Below are 19,927 nucleotides of genomic sequence, written 5' to 3' on the forward strand. Positions count from 1 at the left end.
CCACAGGCCCCAGGCCAGGGACTGGCCGGCGAGTCCGCGGACCCGGCGGCGGTGGGCCAGGGCGTCGAGGGCCGCGTTGGCGGCGGAGTAGCCCGCCTGCCCGGCGGACCCGAAGGTCGCCGCCGCGGAGGAGAACAGGACGAAGAACGCCAGGTCCTGATGGGCCGTCAGTTCGTCGAGGAGCAGGGCCGCGTCCGCCTTGGGGGCGAGGACCCGGTCGGCGCGTTCGGGGGTGAGCGCGTCGAGCATCCCGTCGTCGAGGATGCCGGCGGCGTGGACGATTCCGGTGAGCGGCCGGTCCAGGCCGTCCAGGAGCGCGGTGAGCGCCTTGCGGTCGGAGACGTCGCAGGCCTCGATCCGCACGGCGGCTCCGGTGCCGGCGAGTTCGGCGGCGAGCCGGTCGGCGCCGGGGGCGGCCGGTCCGCTGCGGCCGGCCAGGACCAGGTGCCGTACGCCGTGCTCGGCGACCAGGTGCCGGGCGAGCAGGCCCGCCAGCGCTCCGGTGCCGCCGGTGACGAGGACCGTGCCGTCCGGGTCGGGGGCGGCGGGCAGGGTGAGGACGTTCTTGCCGACGTGCCGGCCGCGGCCCATGAACCGGAACGCCTCGGCGGCGTCCCGCAGGTCCCAGGCGGTGAGCGGCAGGAGTTCGAGGACTCCCTGCTCGAAGAGGCCGATGATCTCGGTGAAGATCTCCGCTATCCGGCCCCGGTCGGTGCTCATGAGGTCGAACACGTCGTAGTGGGTGCCGGGGTGGTCGGCGGTGACCCGCCCGGCGTCGCGGATGTCCGTCTTGCCCATTTCGACGAACCGGCCGCCGGGCGCGAGGAGCCGCAGCGAGGCGTCGATGAAGGCGCCTTCCAGCGAGTTGAGCACGATGTCGACGCCGCGCCCGCCGGTGGCTTCGCGCACCCGGTCCTCGAAGCCGGTGGTCCGGGAGGAGGAGAGCCGCTCGCCGGGCAGGCCGGTGGCGGGCCACTTGCCCGGGGAGGCGGTGCCGTGGATCTCCAGACCGAGGTGGCGGGCGAGCTGTACGGCGGCCATGCCGACGCCGCCCGCGGCCGCGTGGACGAGGACGCTCTCGCCCGCTGTCGCTCCCGCGACGTCCACGAGGCCGTAGTAGGCGGTGAGGAAGGGGGTGGGCACGGAGGCGGCCTCGGCGAAGTTCCACTCCGGCCGCATCCGCGCCAGCACCCGCCGGTCGGTGACGGCGGTGGGCCCGAAGGCCCCGGCGAAGAGGCCGAAGACACGGTCGCCGGGGGCGAGGTCGGTGACCTCGGCGCCCGTCTCCAGGACCACGCCGGCGCCTTCGGTGCCCATGCCGCGCTGCCCGGGGACCATGCCGAGGGCCATCACCACGTCGCGGAAGTTGACGCCCGCGGCGCGCATCGCGACCCGTACCTGGGTGGGGCCGAGGTCGGCGAGGGCCTCCGGGGCGGGCACGAACGCCAGGTTGTCCAGGGTGCCTTCGCCGGTGGTGTCCAGCCGGGTGCCGGGCACCGGCTCCCCGGCGGGGGCCGGCCAGGCTCCGCGGGCCAGCCGCGGCGCGAGGAGCGCACCGGAGCGGATCGCGATCTGCGGCTCCGGGGAGCCGAGCGCGGCGGGCAGGGCGGCGGCCGAGTCGGGGTGGCCGTCGGCGTCGACGAGCGCGAAGTGGTCCGGGTGCTCGCTCTGCGCCGAGCGCAGCAGGCCGTGCACGGCGGCGCCCGCGAGGTCGGGGACGCCCTCTCCCGCGCCGACGGCGACCGCGCGTGAGGTGAGCACGGCGAGGCGGCAGCCGGCGAAGCGGGGGTCGGACAGCCAGGTCCGGGTGGCGTGCAGCGCCTCGTGGACGGCGGCGTGCAGGGCGGCGGCGGTGGCGTCGGCGGACGCCCCGGCGGGTTCCGTTCCGCCCGGCCGCGAGCCGCACCACAGGACGGCCCGGGGCAGCGGTTCGCCCGCGTCGAGCGCGGCGCCGAACGCGTCCAGGTCGTCGTAGCGGGTCGCCTCGACGGGGGCCAGGGCGGCGGGCGGCGGGCCGACGAGGACCAGCGGGAGGTCGGTTCCCTCGGCGGCGGGCGCCCAGTCCACGCGGTGGAGCACGTCGAGGTCGGCGGCGCGGGCCGCACGGCGCAGCGCGTCGGGGCCGACCTGGCGCAGGGTGAGCGAGGCGACGTCGGCGACGGGGGCCCCGTCGGTGTCGGTGGCCGCGAGCGCGAGGGCGTCCCGGCCGGCCGGCGTCAGCCGCACCCGCAGGGTGCCCGCGCCCGTCGCGTACAGCCGGACTCCTTCCCAGGCGAACGGGAGCAGCCCGGTCCGGTCGAGCAGGCCGCCGACTCCGGCCGCGTGCAGGGCGGCGTCGAAGAGCGCGGGGTGCAGTCCGAAGCGTTCGGCGTCGGCGCGCGCCCCTTCGGGAAGCGCGACCTCGGCGTACAGGCCGTCGTCGTCGCGCCAGAGTGCCTTCAGCCCCTGGAAGACCGGCCCGTAGGTGTAGCCGGCGTCGGCGAGGGCCTCGTAGCAGCCGTCGACGGGGACCGGTTCGGCTCCGGCGGGCGGCCAGGAGGCGGGTGCGCCGGGCCCGGGGTCCGCGTCCGCGGTGCCCGGGGCGGCGAGGAAGCCGGTGGCGTGGGTGGTCCACGCCGGGCCGGCCTCGCCGGGGGCGTCCGCCGTCTGCGGGCGGGCGGAGACGGTGACGGGCCGGCGGCCGTCGTCGGACGCCTCCCCGACCAGCATCTGGAGGGTCACGCCCCCGCCCGCCGGTACGACCAGGGGTGCCTGGAGGGTGAGTTCGTCCACTCCGTCGAGGCCCGCGTGCAGGGCCAGTTCGACGAAGGCGGTGCCGGGCAGCAGCACCGTGTCCCCGATCGTGTGCTCGGCGAGCCAGGGGTGGGTGGCCGTCGACAGCCGGCCGGTCCACAGCGTGCCGCCGCCGGCCAGCGGGGCCGCCGCGCCGAGCAGCGGGTGCCGTACGCCGGACAGGCCGGCCGCGGCGACGTCGGCGGTCGGACGGATGTCGGGCCAGTAGCGCCGCTGCTGGAAGGCGTAGGTGGGCAGGTCGAGGAGGGTGCGGCCGGACGGGCCGCCGAGCAGGCCGGGCCAGTCCACGCCGACGCCCGCGCTGTGCGCCTCGGCGAGCGCGAGTGCCCAGCGGCGGACGTCGTCCTCGCCCCGGCGCAGCGTGGTGAGCACCGCGCCCGGGGCGCCGGTGTCGTCGAGGGTGTCGGTGATGCCCGGGGTGAGCACCGGGTGCGGGCTGATCTCCAGGAAGGCGGTGTGCCCGTCGGCCACGGCGGCGCGGACGGCCTGGTCGAGCCGTACGGTGTCGCGGAGGTTGCGGTACCAGTAGCCGGGGTCCAGCTCCGCGGTGTCCAGCTCGGCGCCGGTGACCGTCGAGTAGAACGGGACGCCGCCGGCGGCGGCGGGGGTCTCGGGCAGTGCCTCGAAGACCGGGCGCAGCGGCTCCACGAGCACGGTGTGCGAGGCGTAGTCGATGCCGACGCGGCGTGCGCGCACCCCGCGCCGGTCGCACTCGGCGGTCAGTTCGGCGAGTGCGGCTTCCTCGCCGCCGACCACGGTGGCACGCGGGCCGTTGAGCGCCGCGATCCACAGCGGTCCGGTGAGCTCGGAGAGCAGTTCCGCGGCCCCGGCTTCGGTCAGCGGCAGGGACACCAGGCCGCTGCGGCCGGACAGCCGGTCGGCGATGGCCCGGCTGCGGGCGGCGACGACGCGCGCCGCGTCCCCGAGGTCCATGGCCCCGGCGACGACGGCGGCGGCCAGTTCGCCCTGGGAGGCGCCGATCACGGCGGCGGGCTCGACGCCCGACGCACGCCACAGTTCGGCCAGCGAGACCATGACCGCCCACAGCAGCGGCTGGACGACGTCGGCACGGTCCGCTTCGCCGTGCACCGGGTCCTCGCCGCGGATCACCGCGATGGGAGAGAAGTCGAGGTACGGGGCGAGGGCGCGCTCGCACTCCTCGAGGCGTGCCCGGAACACCGGTTCCGTGTCGATCAGCCGGGCGGCCATGCCGCTCCACTGGGCGCCCTGGCCCGGGAAGACGAAGACGGGCGCGCCGGTCTGACGGGCCGTGCCGCGGCGCAGCTCCGGCGACTCGCGGTCGGCGGCGAGGGCGGCGAGCCCGTCCGTGCCGAGGACGACGGCGCGCTCGGTGAGGGTGGCGCGGGCCGTGGCCAGCGTCCAGGCCACGTCGAGCGGGTCGCCCGACGCCTGGGCGACCGGGGCGGATCCGGCGAGCCGGCGGGCCTGGTCGCGCAGGCCGTCGGGGGTGTCGGCGGAGAGCAGCCACGGCACCGGCCGGGCGGAGGCGCCCGGCGCGGCGGTTCCGTCGCCCGTGCCCGCCGCGCCTGCGGGCGCGGGTACGGCGTGGGCCTGGGCCTCGCCGGCGGGGGCGGCTCCGGTGCGGGCCTGGGCTTCGCCGGCGGGGGCGGGGGCGGCTCCGGTGCGGGCCTGGGCTTCGCCGGCGGGGGCGGGTACGGCTCCGGCGCGGGCGGACGCCTCGTCGGCGGGGGCCTGCTCCAGGATCACGTGGGCGTTGGTGCCGCTCATGCCGAACGACGAGACGCCCACCCGGCGCGGCCCCGGCTTCTCGGGCCAGGCCCGCTCCTCGGCGAGCAGCCGGACGTTGCCGGCCGTCCAGTCGACCTGGGTGGTGGGCCGGTCGGCGAAGAGCGTGCGGGGCAGCCGGCCGGCGCGCATCGCCATGGCGCCCTTGATGACGCCCGCGATACCCGAAGCGGCCTGCGTGTGACCGATGTTGGATTTGACCGAGCCGAGCCAGAGCGGCACGTCGTCCGCCCGGTCCTGCCCGTAGGTGGCCAGCAGCGCCTGCGCCTCGATCGGGTCGCCGAGCTTCGTGCCCGTACCGTGCGCCTCGACCATGTCCACGTCGGACGGGGTGAGTCCGGCGTCGGCGAGGGCGGCGCGGATGACGCGCTGCTGGGAGGGGCCGTTGGGGGCGGTCAGTCCGTTGGACGCGCCGTCCTGGTTGACGGCGGAGCCGCGGACGACCGCGAGGATGCGGCGGCCGTTGCGCCGGGCGTCGGAGAGGCGCTCGATGAGCAGGATGCCGGCGCCCTCGCCCCAGCCCGTTCCGTCCGCCTCGTCGGAGAACGCCTTGCAGCGGCCGTCGGCGGCCATCGCGTCCTGCTTGCCGAACTCGGCGAAGACGCCGGGTGTGGACATGGTGACCACACCGCCGGCCAGGGCCAGGGAGCATTCGCCGCGGCGCAGCGCCTGCCCCGCGAGGTGCAGGGCGACCAGTCCGGACGAGCAGGCGGTGTCGACGGTGACGGCCGGGCCCTCCAGGCCGAAGGTGTAGGAGATCCGCCCGGAGAGCACGCTGGCGGAGCCGCCGGTGGCCAGATAGCCCTCGCCGTCCTCCGGGGTCTCGCCGGGCAGAGAGGTGTAGTCGTGGTTGTTGGCGCCCGCGAAGACCCCGGTGCGCGAGCCGCGCAGGGAGAGCGGGTCGATGCCGGCGCGCTCGAAGACCTCCCAGGCGGTCTCCAGCAGGAGCCGCTGCTGCGGGTCCATCATCACGGCCTCGCGCGGCGAGATGTTGAACAGGCCGGCGTCGAAGGAGGCGATGTCGGCGAGGAATCCGCCCTGGAGGGGGCGGGACGCGCCGTCCGGGCCGGCCGGACGCTCGGGCCAGCCGCGCTCGGCGGGGCAGTCGCCGACCGCGTCCACGCCGCCGGCGACGAGGTCCCACAGGTCCTCGGGCGACCGGACGCCGCCGGGGAAGCGGCAGCTCATGCCGATGACGGCCAGCGGCTCGTCGTGGGAGCCGGCGTCGGGGACGGCGGGGACGGCCCCGGCGTCGGGGGCGCTCTCCTCGCTGCCTGCCGGGGCCGGCAGGTCCGCGGCGAGCAGACCGGCGAGGTGGGTGGTGAGGTCCTGTGCGGTGGGGTGGTCGAAGACCAGGGTCGCGGGCAGTTCCAGGCCGGTGGCATCGCTCAGCCGGGTCCGCAGTTCCACCGCCGTCAGCGAGTCGAACCCGAGGTCGGAGAAGGCCCGCAGCGGTGCGACGCCGTCGCTGCCGCGGTGCCCCAGGGTGGCGGCCGCCTCGTCGCGTACGAGGGCCAGCAGGACCCGCTCCCGCTGCTGTGCGCCGAGTTCCGCGATACGGCGGCGGAACGGGGAGCCCTGGGCGGAGGCCGTCGTCCCGGTGTCGGGCCGGGCGGCTTCGGGGAGTTCGCCGAAGAGCGGCGCGGGCCGCACGGCGGTGAAGCTGGTGGCGAACCGGGTCCAGTCGACGTCGGCGAAGGTGAGGCAGCCCACGTCGTCGGAGACCGCCTGTTCCAGCGCGGTCACCGAGAGCGCGGGGTCGAGCGGCAGGAGGCCGCGGCGGCGCAGGTGCTCCTCCGCCTCGCCGTCGACGAGCATGCCGGCGTCGGCCCAGGGACCCCAGGCGACCGAGGTGGCCGCGAGCCCCCGCGCCCGACGCGACTCCGCGAGACCGTCCAGATACGCGTTGGCCGCCGCATACGCCGACTGACCACCACTGCCCCACACACCCGCGATCGACGAGAACAGAACGAACATCTCCGCATCCGGCACCAACTCGTCCAGATACCGGGCACCCAACGTCTTCGCCCGCAACACCTCGGCGAACTGCTCCGGACCCACACCCACCAACGGAACCGTGTCCACCACACCCGCCGCATGGAACACACCCGTCACCGGATACTCCGCCAGCAACCCCTCCAACGCACCACGATCCGACACATCACACGCGACCACCGTCGCCACCGCACCCAGCCCCGCGAGCTCGGCCACCAACTCACCGGCCCCCGCAGCCTCCAACCCCCGCCGACTCGTCAGCACCAGCTCCGACACACCACGCACCGCCAGACGACGCGCCACAGCAGAACCCAACGCACCGGTCCCACCCGTCACCAGCACCGCACCCGACGACGCGAACCCACCCCCACCACCGACACCCGACTCCACCCGCACCAGACGACGCGCGAACACACCCGACGCCCGCACCGCAACCTGATCCTCCGAACCCGCCAACACCCGCACCAGACGCCCACCCGCACGCCCGTCCAGCACCGCCGGCACATCCACCAGACCACCCCAGCGCTGCGGAAACTCCAACGCCGCAACCCGGCCCAGCCCCCACACCTGAGCCTGCACCGCATCCACCACACCATCGGCACGCCCCGTCGACACCGCACCCGACGTCACACACCACAACGGCACATCGATCTCAGCGTCACCCAACGCCTGCACCAACGCCAACGACCACGCCACCGACACCGGCAGACCATCCGGCACACCCGCCACACCCACACGCCCGTCCAGCGCCACAAGAGACACCACCCCCGCGACACCACCCCCCAGCGCGTCCTCCTCCGTCAAACGAGCAGCCAACTCCCACCGATCAAGCTCACCATCGTCCAGAACCACCGTGAACGGCTCCGCACCACCACCCGCCAACGCACCCGCACACGCCTCCACACGCGCCCGGTCCACACCCTCCGTCCCCACCACAAGCCAACGACCCGACAACACAGACGCCGCAGGGGAGGAACCCTCCTCCACCACACGCCACGCCACCCGGTACCGCATACCGTCAGCCCGCGAACGCTCCACCCGCGCACGCCGCCAACCCGCCAGAGCCGGCAGCACCGCCTCCGCCTCACCCGCGCCCACCCGCAGCACATCCGCCAGCGCCCCACTGTCACCGGCCTCCACCACCGACCAGAACGCCTCGTCCTCCGCGCTCACGGTCGTCGCAGGGGCGGCGGGCGCCGCCGCTCCCAGCCAGTACCGCTCGCGCTGGAAGGCATACGTCGGCAGCGGCACACCCCGCCCCGGCACAACCTGCTCCCAGGCGACGGGGACGCCACGGGTGTGCAGGCGGGCGAGGGCGGCCAGGAGGGTGACGGCCTCGGGACGGTCCGGGCGCAGTGCGGGTACGGCGGCGAGGGTGTCGGCCTGCTCCGCGGCGAAGACGGAGAGCACGCCCGCGGGGCCGAGCTCCAGTGCCGTGCGCGCACCGCCGAGAGAGGCGATCGCGTCGGCGAAGCGCACGGGCTCCCGGATCTGGGACACCCAGTAGTCCGGGGTGGCCATGTCGCCGGGCGCGGTGGGAACGACGGGAATACTCGGGGCGTGGTACGTCAGCGACTCCGCCACGGACGCGAAGTCCGCCAGCATCGGCTCCATCAGGTGCGAGTGGAACGCGTGCGACACGGTCAGCCGCTTCACCCGGACACCGTCGGCCCGCAGCCGCTCCTCCAGCCCGTCGATCGCGTCCGCGTCACCGGAGACGGTGAGCGATGTCGGCCCGTTGACCGCCGCGAGGTCCACGCCCTCGGGCAGCTCCAGGCCCTCCTCGGCCAGCTCGACGGCCAGCATCGCGCCGCCCTCCGGCAGCGCGTCCATCAGCCGGCCCCGCGCCGAGACGAGTGCACAGGCGTCGTCCAGCGAGAGCACACCCGCGACATGCGCGGCGGCCAGCTCACCGATCGAGTGGCCGACGAGGACGTCAGGGGTCACACCCCACGACTCGATGAGACGGTAGAGCGCGACCTCGACCGCGAACAGCCCCGCCTGGGCGTAGACGGTGCGGTCCAGCGCCTCCCCGTCCTCGAACACCACGTCCCGCAGGGGACGTTCGAGGTCCACCCGGGCGCAGACCGCGTCGAACGCGTCCGCGAACACCGGGAACGCCTCGTACAGCTCACGGCCCATCCCGGCGCGCTGCGCACCCTGGCCGGTGAAGAGCAGGGCCAGCCCGCCATGCACGGCCTCGTCGCGGACCACCGACGGCACGGACCTGTCCTCGGCCAGCGCGCGCACTCCGGCGAGCAGGTCCTCCCGGTCCGCACCGAGCACGACAGCCCGGTGCTCCAGCGCCGCACGACCCGTCGCCAGCGTGTGCGCCACCGCGGACGAGGCCACCTCCGGACGCTCCGCCAGGAACGCCTCCAGCCGGCCCGCCTGGGCCGCCAGCGCACCCTTCGACCGCGCCGACAGCACCCACGGCACCACGGCACCCGCGTCCGGAGCCACCTCGACGGCCTCTGCGACCTCGTCGAACGAACCGTCGGCCTGCTCCAGGATCACATGCGCGTTCGTCCCGCTCACACCGAACGACGACACACCCGCACGGCGCGGACGCCCCGCCTCCGGCCACTCCCGCGCCTCGGCCAGCAGCTCGACCGACCCCGCCGACCAGTCCACATGCGGTGTCGGCGCGTCCACGTGGAGCGTCGCCGGCAGCACACCCCGCCGGATCGCCTCCACCATCTTGATGACGCCCGCGACGCCCGAAGCCGCCTGCGTGTGACCGATGTTCGACTTCACCGACCCCAGGTACAGCGGCTCCTCACGGTCCTGCCCGTACGTCGCAAGCAGCGCCTGCGCCTCGATCGGGTCGCCCAGCCGGGTCCCCGTGCCATGCGCCTCCACCGCGTCCACGTCGGAGGTCCCCAGCCCGGCCGCGGCCAGCGCCGCCCGCACCACACGCTGCTGCGCGGGACCGTTCGGCGCCGTCAGACCGTTCGACGCACCGTCCTGGTTCACCGCCGAGCCACGCATCACGCCGAGCACCTCGTGCCCGTTGCGCCGCGCGTCCGACAGCCGCTCCAGCAGCAGCAGACCGACGCCCTCGCCCCAGCCCGTGCCGTCCGCGCCGGCCGCGAACGCCTTGCACCGGCCGTCGGAGGCGAGTCCGTCCTGACGGTCGAACTCGGCGAAGATGTCGGGACCGACGATCACGGTGACACCGCCCGCGAGGGCCATCTCGCACTCACCCGTGCGCAGCGACTGCGCGGCCAGGTGGAGCGCCACCAGCGACGACGAGCACGCCGTGTCGACGGTGACCGCCGGGCCCTCCAGCCCGAACGAGTACGCGACCCGGCCCGACAGCACACTGCCCGCCATGCCGGTCATCAGGTGGCCGTCGGCGCCCTCGGTGCGCCCGCCGGTTCCGTAGCCGGACGTCGAGGCGCCGACGAAGACGCCGGTCGTCGTGCCCTGGAACGTGCGCGGGTTCATGCCCGCCCGCTCCAGCGTCTCCCACGCCGTCTCCAGCAGCAGTCGCTGCTGCGGGTCCATGGCGATCGCCTCACGGGGCGAGATGCCGAACAGGTCGGCGTCGAACTCCGTGGCGTCGTGCACGAAGCCGCCCTCGGTGGCGAAGGCCCCGGTCTCCTGGAGGGCGGCGACGTCCCAGTCGCGGTCGGTGGGGAAGGCGGAGATGCCGTCGGCTCCGGAGGCGACGAGGTCCCACAGGTCCTCGGGCGACCGGACGCCGCCGGGGAAGCGGCAGGCCATGGAGACGATCGCGATCGGCTCGTCCGGGTCGGCCGCGGCGCGGAGGGCGGTCGGCGCGGAGGCGTCGCCGGGTGCGGAGGAGGGCAGCAGGTCGGCGAGGTGGCCGGCGAGCGCCTGGGCGGTGGGGTGGTCGAAGACCAGGGTCGCGGAGAGGGAGAGGCCGGTCTCGGCCATCAGCCGGTCGCGGAGGTCGACGGCGGTGAGCGAGTCGAATCCGAGGGAGGAGAAGGAGAGTTCGACGGGGACGCTGTCCGCACTGGCGTGGCCCAGGACCGCGGCGGCACCGGTTCTGACGGCGTCCAGCAGGACGGCCCGGCGCTCGGCGGGCCCCTTGCCCGCGAGTGCGGCCACCAGGGGCGCGGCGTCGGAGTCCGTGTCCGGCCCGGAGACGGCGGCGGACGGAGCCACGGCTTCGGGGATGGTGTCGAAGAGCGTCGTGGCGCGGCCCGACCCGAAGGCCGGTGCGAACCGGGTCCAGTCGGCGTCGGCGGCGACGATGCAGCCCAGGTCGCGGACGACGGCGTCCTCCAGGACGGTCACCCCGAGCTCGGGCGGGAGCGGCGTCAGGCCGCGGCGGCGCAGGTAGTCCTCGGCGTTCTCCTCGACGAGCATGCCGGCGTCGGCCCAGGGGCCCCAGGCGACCGAGGTGGCCGCGAGCCCGCGCGCCCGACGCGACTCCGCGAGACCGTCCAGATACGCGTTGGCCGCCGCATACGCCGACTGACCACCACTGCCCCACACACCCGCGATCGACGAGAACAGAACGAACATCTCCGCATCCGGCACCAACTCGTCCAGATACCGGGCACCCAACGTCTTCGCCCGCAACACCTCGGCGAACTGCTCCGGACCCACACCCACCAACGGAACCGTGTCCACCACACCCGCCGCATGGAACACACCCGTCACCGGATACTCCGCCAGCAACCCCTCCAACGCACCACGATCCGACACATCACACGCGACCACCGTCGCCACCGCACCCAGCCCCGCGAGCTCGGCCACCAACTCACCAGCCCCCGCAGCCTCCATCCCCCGCCGACTCGTCAGCACCAGCTCCGACACACCACGCACCGCCAGACGACGCGCCACAGCAGAACCCAACGCACCGGTCCCACCCGTCACCAGCACCGCACCCGACGACGCAAACCCACCCCCACCACCGACACCCGACTCCACCCGCACCAGACGACGCGCGAACACACCCGACGCCCGCACCGCAACCTGATCCTCCGAACCCGCCAACACCCGCACCAGACGCCCACCCGCACGCCCGTCCAGCACCGCCGGCACATCCACCAGACCACCCCAGCGCTGCGGAAACTCCAACGCCGCAACCCGGCCCAGCCCCCACACCTGAGCCTGCACCGCATCCACCACACCATCGGCACGACCCGTCGACACCGCACCCGACGTCACACACCACAACGGCACATCGATCTCAGCGTCACCCAACGCCTGCACCAACGCCAACGACCACGCCACCGACACCGGCAGACCATCCGGCACACCCGCCACACCCACACGCCCGTCCAGCGCCACAAGAGACACCACCCCCGCGACACCACCCCCCAGCGCGTCCTCCTCCGTCAAACGAGCAGCCAACTCCCACCGATCGAGCTCACCATCGTCCAGAACCACCGTGAACGGCTCCGCACCACCACCCGCCAACGCACCCGCACACGCCTCCACACGCGCCCGGTCCACACCCTCCGTCCCCACCACAAGCCAACGACCCGACAACACAGACCCCGAAGGGGAGGAACCCTCCTCCACCACACGCCACGCCACCCGGTACCGCATACCGTCAGCCCGCGAACGCTCCACCCGCGCACGCCGCCAACCCGCCAGAGCCGGCAGCACCGCCTCCGCCTCACCCGCGCCCACCCGCAGCACATCCGCCAGCGCCCCACTGTCACCGGCCTCCACCACCGACCAGAACGCCTCGTCCTCCGCGCCCGGAGCCGCGACACCCTCGGCGGCGGGCTCGGCCGGGTCGAGCCAGTAGCGTTCGCGCTGGAAGGCATACGTGGGCAGCGGCACACCGGGACCCGGCACGACCCGCTGCCAGTCCACCGCGGTGCCCTGGGCGTGCAGGACGGCGAGGGCGCGCTGGAAGGCGCTCGTCTCCCCGGCTGCCGCACGCAGGGCGGGGACGGCGGTGACGTCCTCGGCGATGTGCGGGACGAGGGCGGAGAGCACCCCGTCGGGACCGAGTTCGAGGAGGACGCGGACGTCGTCGAGGGAGGCGATCGCGTCGGCGAAGCGGACGGGCTCCCGGATCTGGGACACCCAGTAGTCCGGGGTGGCCATGTCGCCGGGCGCGGTGGCGACCAGCGGGATCGACGGGGCCTGGTAGGTCAGGGACTTCGCCACGGCGGCGAACTCGGCGAGCATGGGCTCCATCAGGTGCGAGTGGAACGCGTGCGACACGGTCAGCCGCTTCACGCGCACGCCGTCGGCCCGCAGCCGCTCCTCCAGCCCGTCGACCGCGGCAGCGTCACCGGACACCGTCACCGACGTCGGCCCGTTCACCGCCGCCAGGTCCACACCCTCCGGCAGCTCCAGACCCTCCTCGGCCAGCTCGACGGCCAGCATCGCGCCGCCCTCCGGCAGCGCCTCCATCAGCCGGCCCCGCGCCGAGACGAGTGCGCACGCGTCGTCGAGGGACAGCACACCCGCCACATGCGCGGCGGCCAGCTCACCGATCGAATGCCCCACCAGCACGTCAGGGGTCACACCCCACGACTCGACGAGACGGTAGAGCGCGACCTCGACCGCGAAGAGCGCGGGCTGGGTGTACGCGGTCCGCGCCAGCAGCTCCGCGTCCTCGCCGAACACCACGTCCCGCAAAGGCCATTCGACATCCACCCGCGCGCAGACCGCGTCGAACGCCTCCGCGAACACCGGGAACGCCTCGTACAGCTCACGGCCCATACCGATCCGCTGCGCACCCTGACCCGAGAACAGGAACCCTGTGCGCCCGGTCCGCACCGTGCCGGTGACGAGCTGTTGCGAGAGCTCTCCCCCAGCCAGCGCGCGCACTCCGGCGAGCAGGTCGTCCCGGTCCGCACCGAGGACGACAGCCCGGTGCTCCAACGCCGCACGACCCGTCGCCAGCGTGTGCGCCACCGCGGACGAGGCCACCTCCGGACGCTCCGCCAGGAACGCCTCCAGCCGGCCCGCCTGGGCCGCCAGCGCACCCTTCGACCGCGCCGACAGCACCCACGGCACCACGGCACACCCGTCCGGAGCCACCTCGACGGCCTCTGCGACCTCGTCGAACGAACCGTCGGCCTGCTCCAGGATCACATGCGCGTTCGTCCCGCTCACACCGAACGACGACACACCCGCTCGGCGCGGACGCCCCGCCTCCGGCCACTCCCGCGCCTCGGCCAGCAGCTCGACCGACCCCGCCGACCAGTCCACATGCGGCGTCGGCGCGTCCACGTGCAGCGTCGCCGGCAGCACACCCCGCCGGATCGCCTCCACCATCTTGATCACACCCGCGACACCCGAAGCCGCCTGCGTGTGACCGATGTTCGACTTCACCGACCCCAGGTACAGCGGCTCCTCACGGTCCTGCCCGTAGGTGGCAAGGAGCGCCTGCGCCTCGATCGGGTCGCCCAGCCGGGTCCCCGTGCCGTGCGCCTCCACCGCGTCCACGTCGGAGGTCCCCAGCCCGGCCGCGGCCAGCGCCGCCCGCACCACACGCTGCTGCGCGGGACCGTTCGGCGCCGTCAGACCGTTCGACGCGCCGTCCTGGTTCACCGCCGAGGCGCGCATCACGGCCAGGACCTCGTGCCCGTTGCGCCGCGCGTCCGACAGCCGCTCCACGAGGAGCACGCCGACGCCCTCGCCCCAGCCCGTGCCGTCCGCGGCGGCCGCGAACGCCTTGCACCGGCCGTCGGAGGCGAGACCGTCCTGACGGTCGAACTCGGCGAAGACGCCGGGGGTGCTCATCACCGCGACGCCGCCGACGACCGCCATGGAGCACTCGCCGGAGCGCAGCGACTGCGCGGCCAGGTGGAGCGCCACCAGCGACGACGAGCACGCCGTGTCGACGGTGACCGCCGGGCCCTCCAGCCCGAACGAGTACGCGACCCGGCCGGACAGCACACTGCCGGACATGCCGGTCAGGAAGTGGCCCTCGGAGCCGGAGTCGGTGGCGCCCACTCCGTATCCGGAGGGGGAGGCGCCGACGAAGACGCCGGTGGAGGTCCCCTGGAGGGTGCGCGGGTTCATGCCCGCCCGCTCCAGCGCCTCCCACGCCGTCTCCAGCAGCAGTCGCTGCTGCGGGTCCATCGCCAGCGCCTCACGGGGCGAGATGCCGAAGAGCCCCGCGTCGAACTCCGTGGCGTCGTGCACGAAGCCGCCTTCGAGGGCGAAGCCGACGCTCGCGCCGGGAGCCGCACGCCAGCCGCGGTCGGTGGGGAAGGCCCCGACCCCGTCGCGGCCTTCCGCGACCAGGTCCCACAGCGTCTCGGGGGAGTCCACGCCGCCGGGGTAGCGGCAGGCCATGGAGACGATGGCGAGCGGTTCGTCGGAGGCGGCGGCCGACGGGACGGCGACCGCGCGCTCCTCGTCGCCGATCAGCGACAGCAGGTGGCGTGCGACGGCCGAGGGGGTGGGATGGTCGAAGACGAGCGTCGCGGACAGCTGAAGACCTGCGGCGTCGGCCACCCGCTTGCGGACCTGGAGCGCGGTGAGGGAGTCCACGCCCAGGTCCTTGAACGGGCGGTCGGCTTCGACGGGTTCGGGGTAGCCGAGGGCGGCCGCGGTCTCCCGGCGGACCAGGTCGACGAGGGTTCGGGCCCACTCGGACTCGGGCACTCCGGCCAGCAGGGTCCGCACGGCGGAGGCGGCGGAGGTCCCCGCACGGACCTCCCCGCCGTCCGCGCCTGCCGCGAGGGCGTCGACGGCCTCGGGCAGTGCGGCCAGCAAGGGGCTGGGCCGGCCGCTGGTGAAGGCGGGCGTGAACCGTGCCCAGTCCACGTCCGCGACGGTGACGCACGCGTCGTCGGAGTCGATCGCGCGCTCCAGCGCGGCGACGCACAGGGCCGCCGCCATCGGGCGCAGTCCGCGGCGTCTGAGGTATTCGTCGGCGCCGTCCCGGGCTGCCATGCCGGCCCCGGCCCAGGAGCCCCAGGAGACGGCGGTTCCGGCCCGGCCGGCGGCCCGGCGGGCGGTGGCGAGGGTGTCGAGGTGGGCGTTGGCCGCGGCGTAGGCGGCCTGTCCGCCGCTGCCCCAGATTCCCGCGATGGAGGAGAACAGCACGAAGAGTTCGGCGTCGGGGAGGAGCGCGTCGAGGTGTTCGGCGCCGAGGGCCTTGGCCCTCAGTCCCTCGGCCAGCTCGCTCACCGACGTGGCGTCGATGAGCAGGACCGGGTCGACGCCGGCGGCGTGGACGACACCGGTGACGGGGTGCTCGGCGAGCAGTGCGGCGAGCGCGTCGCGGTCGGCGGTGTCGCAGGCGGCGACGGTCGCCGTCGCCCCGAGTGCGGCCAGTTCGGCGACGAGTTCGGCGGCCCCGGGGGCTTCCCCGCCCCGCCTGCTGGACAGCACCAGTCGCCGGGTGCCCCGGCGTGCGAGCATCCGGGCGGTCTCCGCGCCGAGTGCTCCGGTTCCGCCCGTGATGAGGACAGCTTCGGGGGCGGTGGCGGGCGGGGCGGTGTCCGCGGTGGGGGTGGAGGGTGCGTGGAGCAGACGGCGTACGTAGACGCCTTCGGCCCGCACGGCGACCTGGTCCTCGTCTCCGGTGAGCACGGCCGCGAGGCGGGCCAGTGTGCGGGGGTCGGGGTCGGCGGGCAGGTCGACGAGGCCGCCCCAGCGCTCGGGGTGTTCGAGCGCGGCGACCCGGCCGAGGCCCCAGACGCGGGCGGTGGCGGGCTCGGTGATCCGGTCGGAGCGGTGCGCGGCGACGGCGCCGGTGGTGGTGCACCAGAGCGGTGCGGTGATCTCGGCGTCGGCCAGTGCCTGGACGACGGTGAGGGTCGTGCCGAGGCCGACGGAGACCGCCGGGTCCTCGGGGTGGGGCCGGCTGTCGTCGGCCAGGAGGGACAGGACGCCGGTGAACGGCGAGGCGGCCGACTCCGCTGTCTCGCGCAGGAGTTGACTGATGCCCCATCGGTCGAGCACGGAGTCGGGGACCGTCAGCACGGTCGCCTCGGCGCCCGCGTCGCGCAGCGCTCGCGTGCAGCGGTCGGCGTGGTCCTCGTCCGTGCCGTCGGTGCGCAGCAGCAGCCAGTGGCCGTCGAGGGCGGTGGCGGGGGTGCGGTCGGCGGGCTGCCAGGCGACGCGGTAGCGCCAGGCATCGACGGTGGAACGTTCGGCGCGGCTGCGGCGCCATACGGAGAGGGCGGGGAGCACGGTCTCGAGTCCGTCGCCCGATTCGAGGTGCAGGGTGCCGGCGACCTGGTCGTAGTCGAGACGGTCGACCGCGTCCCAGAACTCCGTCTCGTCCGGATCGCCGCCTGTGGCCGCGTCCAGGGCTCGGGCGGCCTCGGGGGGTTCCGTCATCCAGTAGTGGGTGTGCTGGAAGGCGTAGGTGGGGAGGTCGACGGGCCGGGCCTCGGGCAGGACGGCGGTCCAGTCGACCGGTACCCCGGCGACATGCGCCTCCGCCAGCGCCGACAGCCAGCGCATGGCATCGCCCTTGTCCCGCTGCAACGTCGCCAGCGTGACACCCGGACGCCCCGACTCCTCCACCGACTGCTCTATCCCCGGAGTCAGCACCGGATGCGGGCTGCACTCCAGGAACACCGACCGGCCGTCCGCCAGCAACGCACCCGTCGCCTCGTCGAACCGCACCAGCGACCGCAGACTCTCGTACCAGTACCCGGCATCCATCACCGCCGTGTCGATACGCCCACCCGTCACCGACGAATACAACGGAACAGCAGACGACACCGGCGCCACCACGGCAAGATCCGCGAGAATCCGCTCCCGCAACTCCTCCACCTGCACCGAATGCGACGCATAATCCACCGGCACCCGACGCGCCCGCACCCCCCGCGCCTCACACACCGCCATCAACTCGTCCAGCGCATCCGGCTCACCCGACACCACCGTCGCACCCGGACCGTTCACCGCAGCAACCGACACCCGGCCACCGAACGGCTCCACCAGCTCACGCGCCGTCCCCGGACCCGCCGCCAGCGACACCATCCCGCCCCGCCCCGCCAGCACCCGCAACGCACGCGACCGCAACGCCACCACACGGGCACCGTCCGACAACGACAAGCCCCCGGCGACCACCGCAGCCGCGATCTCACCCTGCGAATGCCCCACCACCGCAGACGGCACCACACCCGCCGACCGCCACAACCGGGCCAGCGACACCATCAACGCCCACAACACCGGCTGGACCACATCCACCCGGCCCCACAACACCTCGTCATCACTGCTGAGAACATCCAGCAGCGACCAGCCGTCCGCGAACGGCTCCAACGCCGCCGCACACTCCTCCAGCGACTCCCGGAACACCGGCGAGAACCCGGCCAGTTCACGCCCCATACCCAGCCACTGCGACCCCTGACCAGGGAACACCAGCACCGGAGCACCGCCGGAACGGGCCACGCCGCGCACCACGTCGGGGTGTGCCGTGCCCTGTGCGAGCGCGCGCAGCGCCGCGGCGCGGTCCTCCCCCAGCACCACCGCGCGGTGCTCAAGCACCGCGCGGGAGAGCAGGGAGCGGCCGACTCCCGCCGGGTCGGCGCCGGCCGTGCCGGTGAGGCGGCCCGCCTGTGCCGCGAGGGCGTCGGCCGTGTGCCCGGACAGCACCCACGGGACGACGGGGAGAATCGGCCGGCCGGCGTCCGGCCCGTCGGCGGCGGGGGTGTCCGCCGCGGCCGTGCCGGTCGCGTCCGTCTCGTCGCCGGTCTCGCCCGTCTCGTCGTCGGGCCGTTCGGCGGTCGCGTCCGGGCCCTCCAGGATGATGTGGACGTTGGTGCCGCTGATGCTGAAGGAGGAGACGCCCGCCCGGCGGGGTCGCTCCGGGTCGCTGGGCCAGGCCGTCGGGTCGGTGAGCAGCTGCACCTGGCCCTGGGACCAGTCGACGTGCGGGGTGGGTTCGCCGACGTGGAGGGTGGGCGGCAGTTCCTCGTGGCCGAGGGCCAGCACCATCTTGATGAGTCCGGCGACGCCGGAGGCCGCCTGCGCGTGCCCGATGTTCGACTTGACGGAGCCGAGCCGCAGCGGTTCGCGGCGGGCGCCCTGCCCGTAGGTGGCGAGCAGCGCCTGCGCCTCGATCGGGTCGCCGAGTGTCGTGCCGGTGCCGTGCGCCTCGACGGCGTCGATGTCGGCGGGTTCGAGTCGGGCGTTCTCCAGAGCCGCGAGGATGACCCGTTCCTGGGAGGGGCCGTTGGGGGCGCTCAGGCCGTTGGAGGCGCCGTCCTGGTTGACGGCGGAGCCCCGGATGACGGCGAGGATGCGGTCGCCGCGCCGCTTGGCGTCGGAGAGGCGCCGGAGGACGACGACACCCGAGCCCTCGGCCCATCCGGTGCCGTCGGCGTCCGCGGAGAACGGCTTGCAGCGTCCGTCGGAGGCGAGGCCGCGCTGGCGGCTGAACTCGGTGAAGATGCCGGGGCTGGTCATGACGGTGACGCCGCCGGCGAGGGCGGCGTCGCACTCGCCGGACCGCAGCGCCTGGACGGCGAGGTGGGTCGCCACCAGGGACGAGGAGCAGGCGGTGTCCACGGTGACGGCGGGGCCTTCGAGGCCCAGGGCGTAGGAGACACGGCCGGAGACGACGCTGGGGGCGCTGCCGGTCAGCAGGTGCCCTTCGACGCCCTCGGGCAGGGCGCGCAGCCTGGCGCCGTAGGCGGAGGAGGAGGAGCCGACGAAGACGCCGGTGCGGCTGCCGCGCAGGGACAGCGGGTCGACGCCCGCCCGCTCCAGGGCCTCCCAGGAGGTCTCCAGGAACAGCCGCTGCTGCGGGTCCATGGCCAGGGCCTCGCGCGGCGAGATGCTGAACAGGGCGGCGTCGAAGTCGCCCGCCTCGTGGACGAATCCGCCCTCGCGCACGTAGGTGGTGCCGGCGCTGTCGGGGGCGTCGTCGTAGAGGGCGGTGGTGTCCCAGCCGCGGTTCACGGGGAAGGCGGAGATGCCGTCCCGGCCCGAGGAGACCATGTCCCAGAGGTCTTCGGGGGTCCGCACCTCGCCGGGGTAGCGGCATGCCATGCCGACGACCGCCACGGGTTCGCTGCCGCGTGCCTCGGCGATCCGCAGGCGCCGCCGGGTCTGCCGCAGGTCCGCGGTGAGCCGCCTGAGATAGTCGAGATACTTCTGGTCGTCGGCCACTCGATGCCACCTTCTCCGGACCCGCCGCAGCCACTTTCGCGGCGGAATTTCGCTGAATTGCCAGGACCGCGCGACAACAGAATTTCGTCTTCTCTTTCTCCGGAATCGAATTGCGGATTTCGGCAGAGAAATTCTGTGCGGAAACTCCCGCTGAGCCTACGAACGGCGCAGAGTCGTGGACAACCCCTAAGACCGCCGCCCGGACCCCGGCGGGCGCGCGGCGCCGGCCACGGCGTCCGGCCGCGTGGCGGGAGCGCCCGGATGCGCCCGGTATGAGGTTGCTCCTCCGCCTTGCGGCATGTCCCCTGCGCCCTGTGGGCACGGGGAGGCCCGGGGTATCCGG

At 74.5% G+C, this 19,927-nt stretch carries 8 pseudogenes; all 8 read right to left on the reverse strand.

Features of this window, described 5'->3' with window-relative positions:
- Positions 1–9: 9 nt before the first annotated feature.
- Positions 10–591 (reverse strand): annotated as a pseudogene (locus tag IAG43_RS35280) (SDR family NAD(P)-dependent oxidoreductase); the annotation flags it as partial.
- Positions 568–1,179 (reverse strand): annotated as a pseudogene (locus tag IAG43_RS35285) (zinc-binding dehydrogenase); the annotation flags it as partial. The pseudogenes IAG43_RS35280 and IAG43_RS35285, both read right to left, overlap by 24 nt.
- 72 nt (positions 1,180–1,251) lie before the next feature.
- Positions 1,252–1,497, reverse strand: a pseudogene (locus tag IAG43_RS35290) (alcohol dehydrogenase catalytic domain-containing protein); the annotation flags it as partial.
- 48 nt (positions 1,498–1,545) lie between these two features.
- A pseudogene (locus IAG43_RS35295) lies at positions 1,546–2,079 on the reverse strand (SpnB-like Rossmann fold domain-containing protein); the annotation flags it as partial.
- Between the two features lie 39 nt (positions 2,080–2,118).
- Positions 2,119–2,541, reverse strand: a pseudogene (locus IAG43_RS35300) (polyketide synthase dehydratase domain-containing protein); the annotation flags it as partial.
- Positions 2,542–2,664: 123 nt separating this feature from the next.
- A pseudogene (locus IAG43_RS35305) lies at positions 2,665–3,081 on the reverse strand (polyketide synthase dehydratase domain-containing protein); the annotation flags it as partial.
- A 15-nt stretch (positions 3,082–3,096) separates the two neighbouring features.
- A pseudogene (locus IAG43_RS35310) lies at positions 3,097–4,521 on the reverse strand (acyltransferase domain-containing protein); the annotation flags it as partial.
- Positions 4,501–19,557 (reverse strand): annotated as a pseudogene (locus tag IAG43_RS35065) (type I polyketide synthase); the annotation flags it as partial. The pseudogenes IAG43_RS35065 and IAG43_RS35310, both read right to left, overlap by 21 nt.
- Positions 19,558–19,927: the final 370 nt, after the last annotated feature.

Source organism: Streptomyces genisteinicus (genome assembly GCF_014489615.1).
GTDB lineage: Bacteria > Actinomycetota > Actinomycetes > Streptomycetales > Streptomycetaceae > Streptomyces > Streptomyces genisteinicus.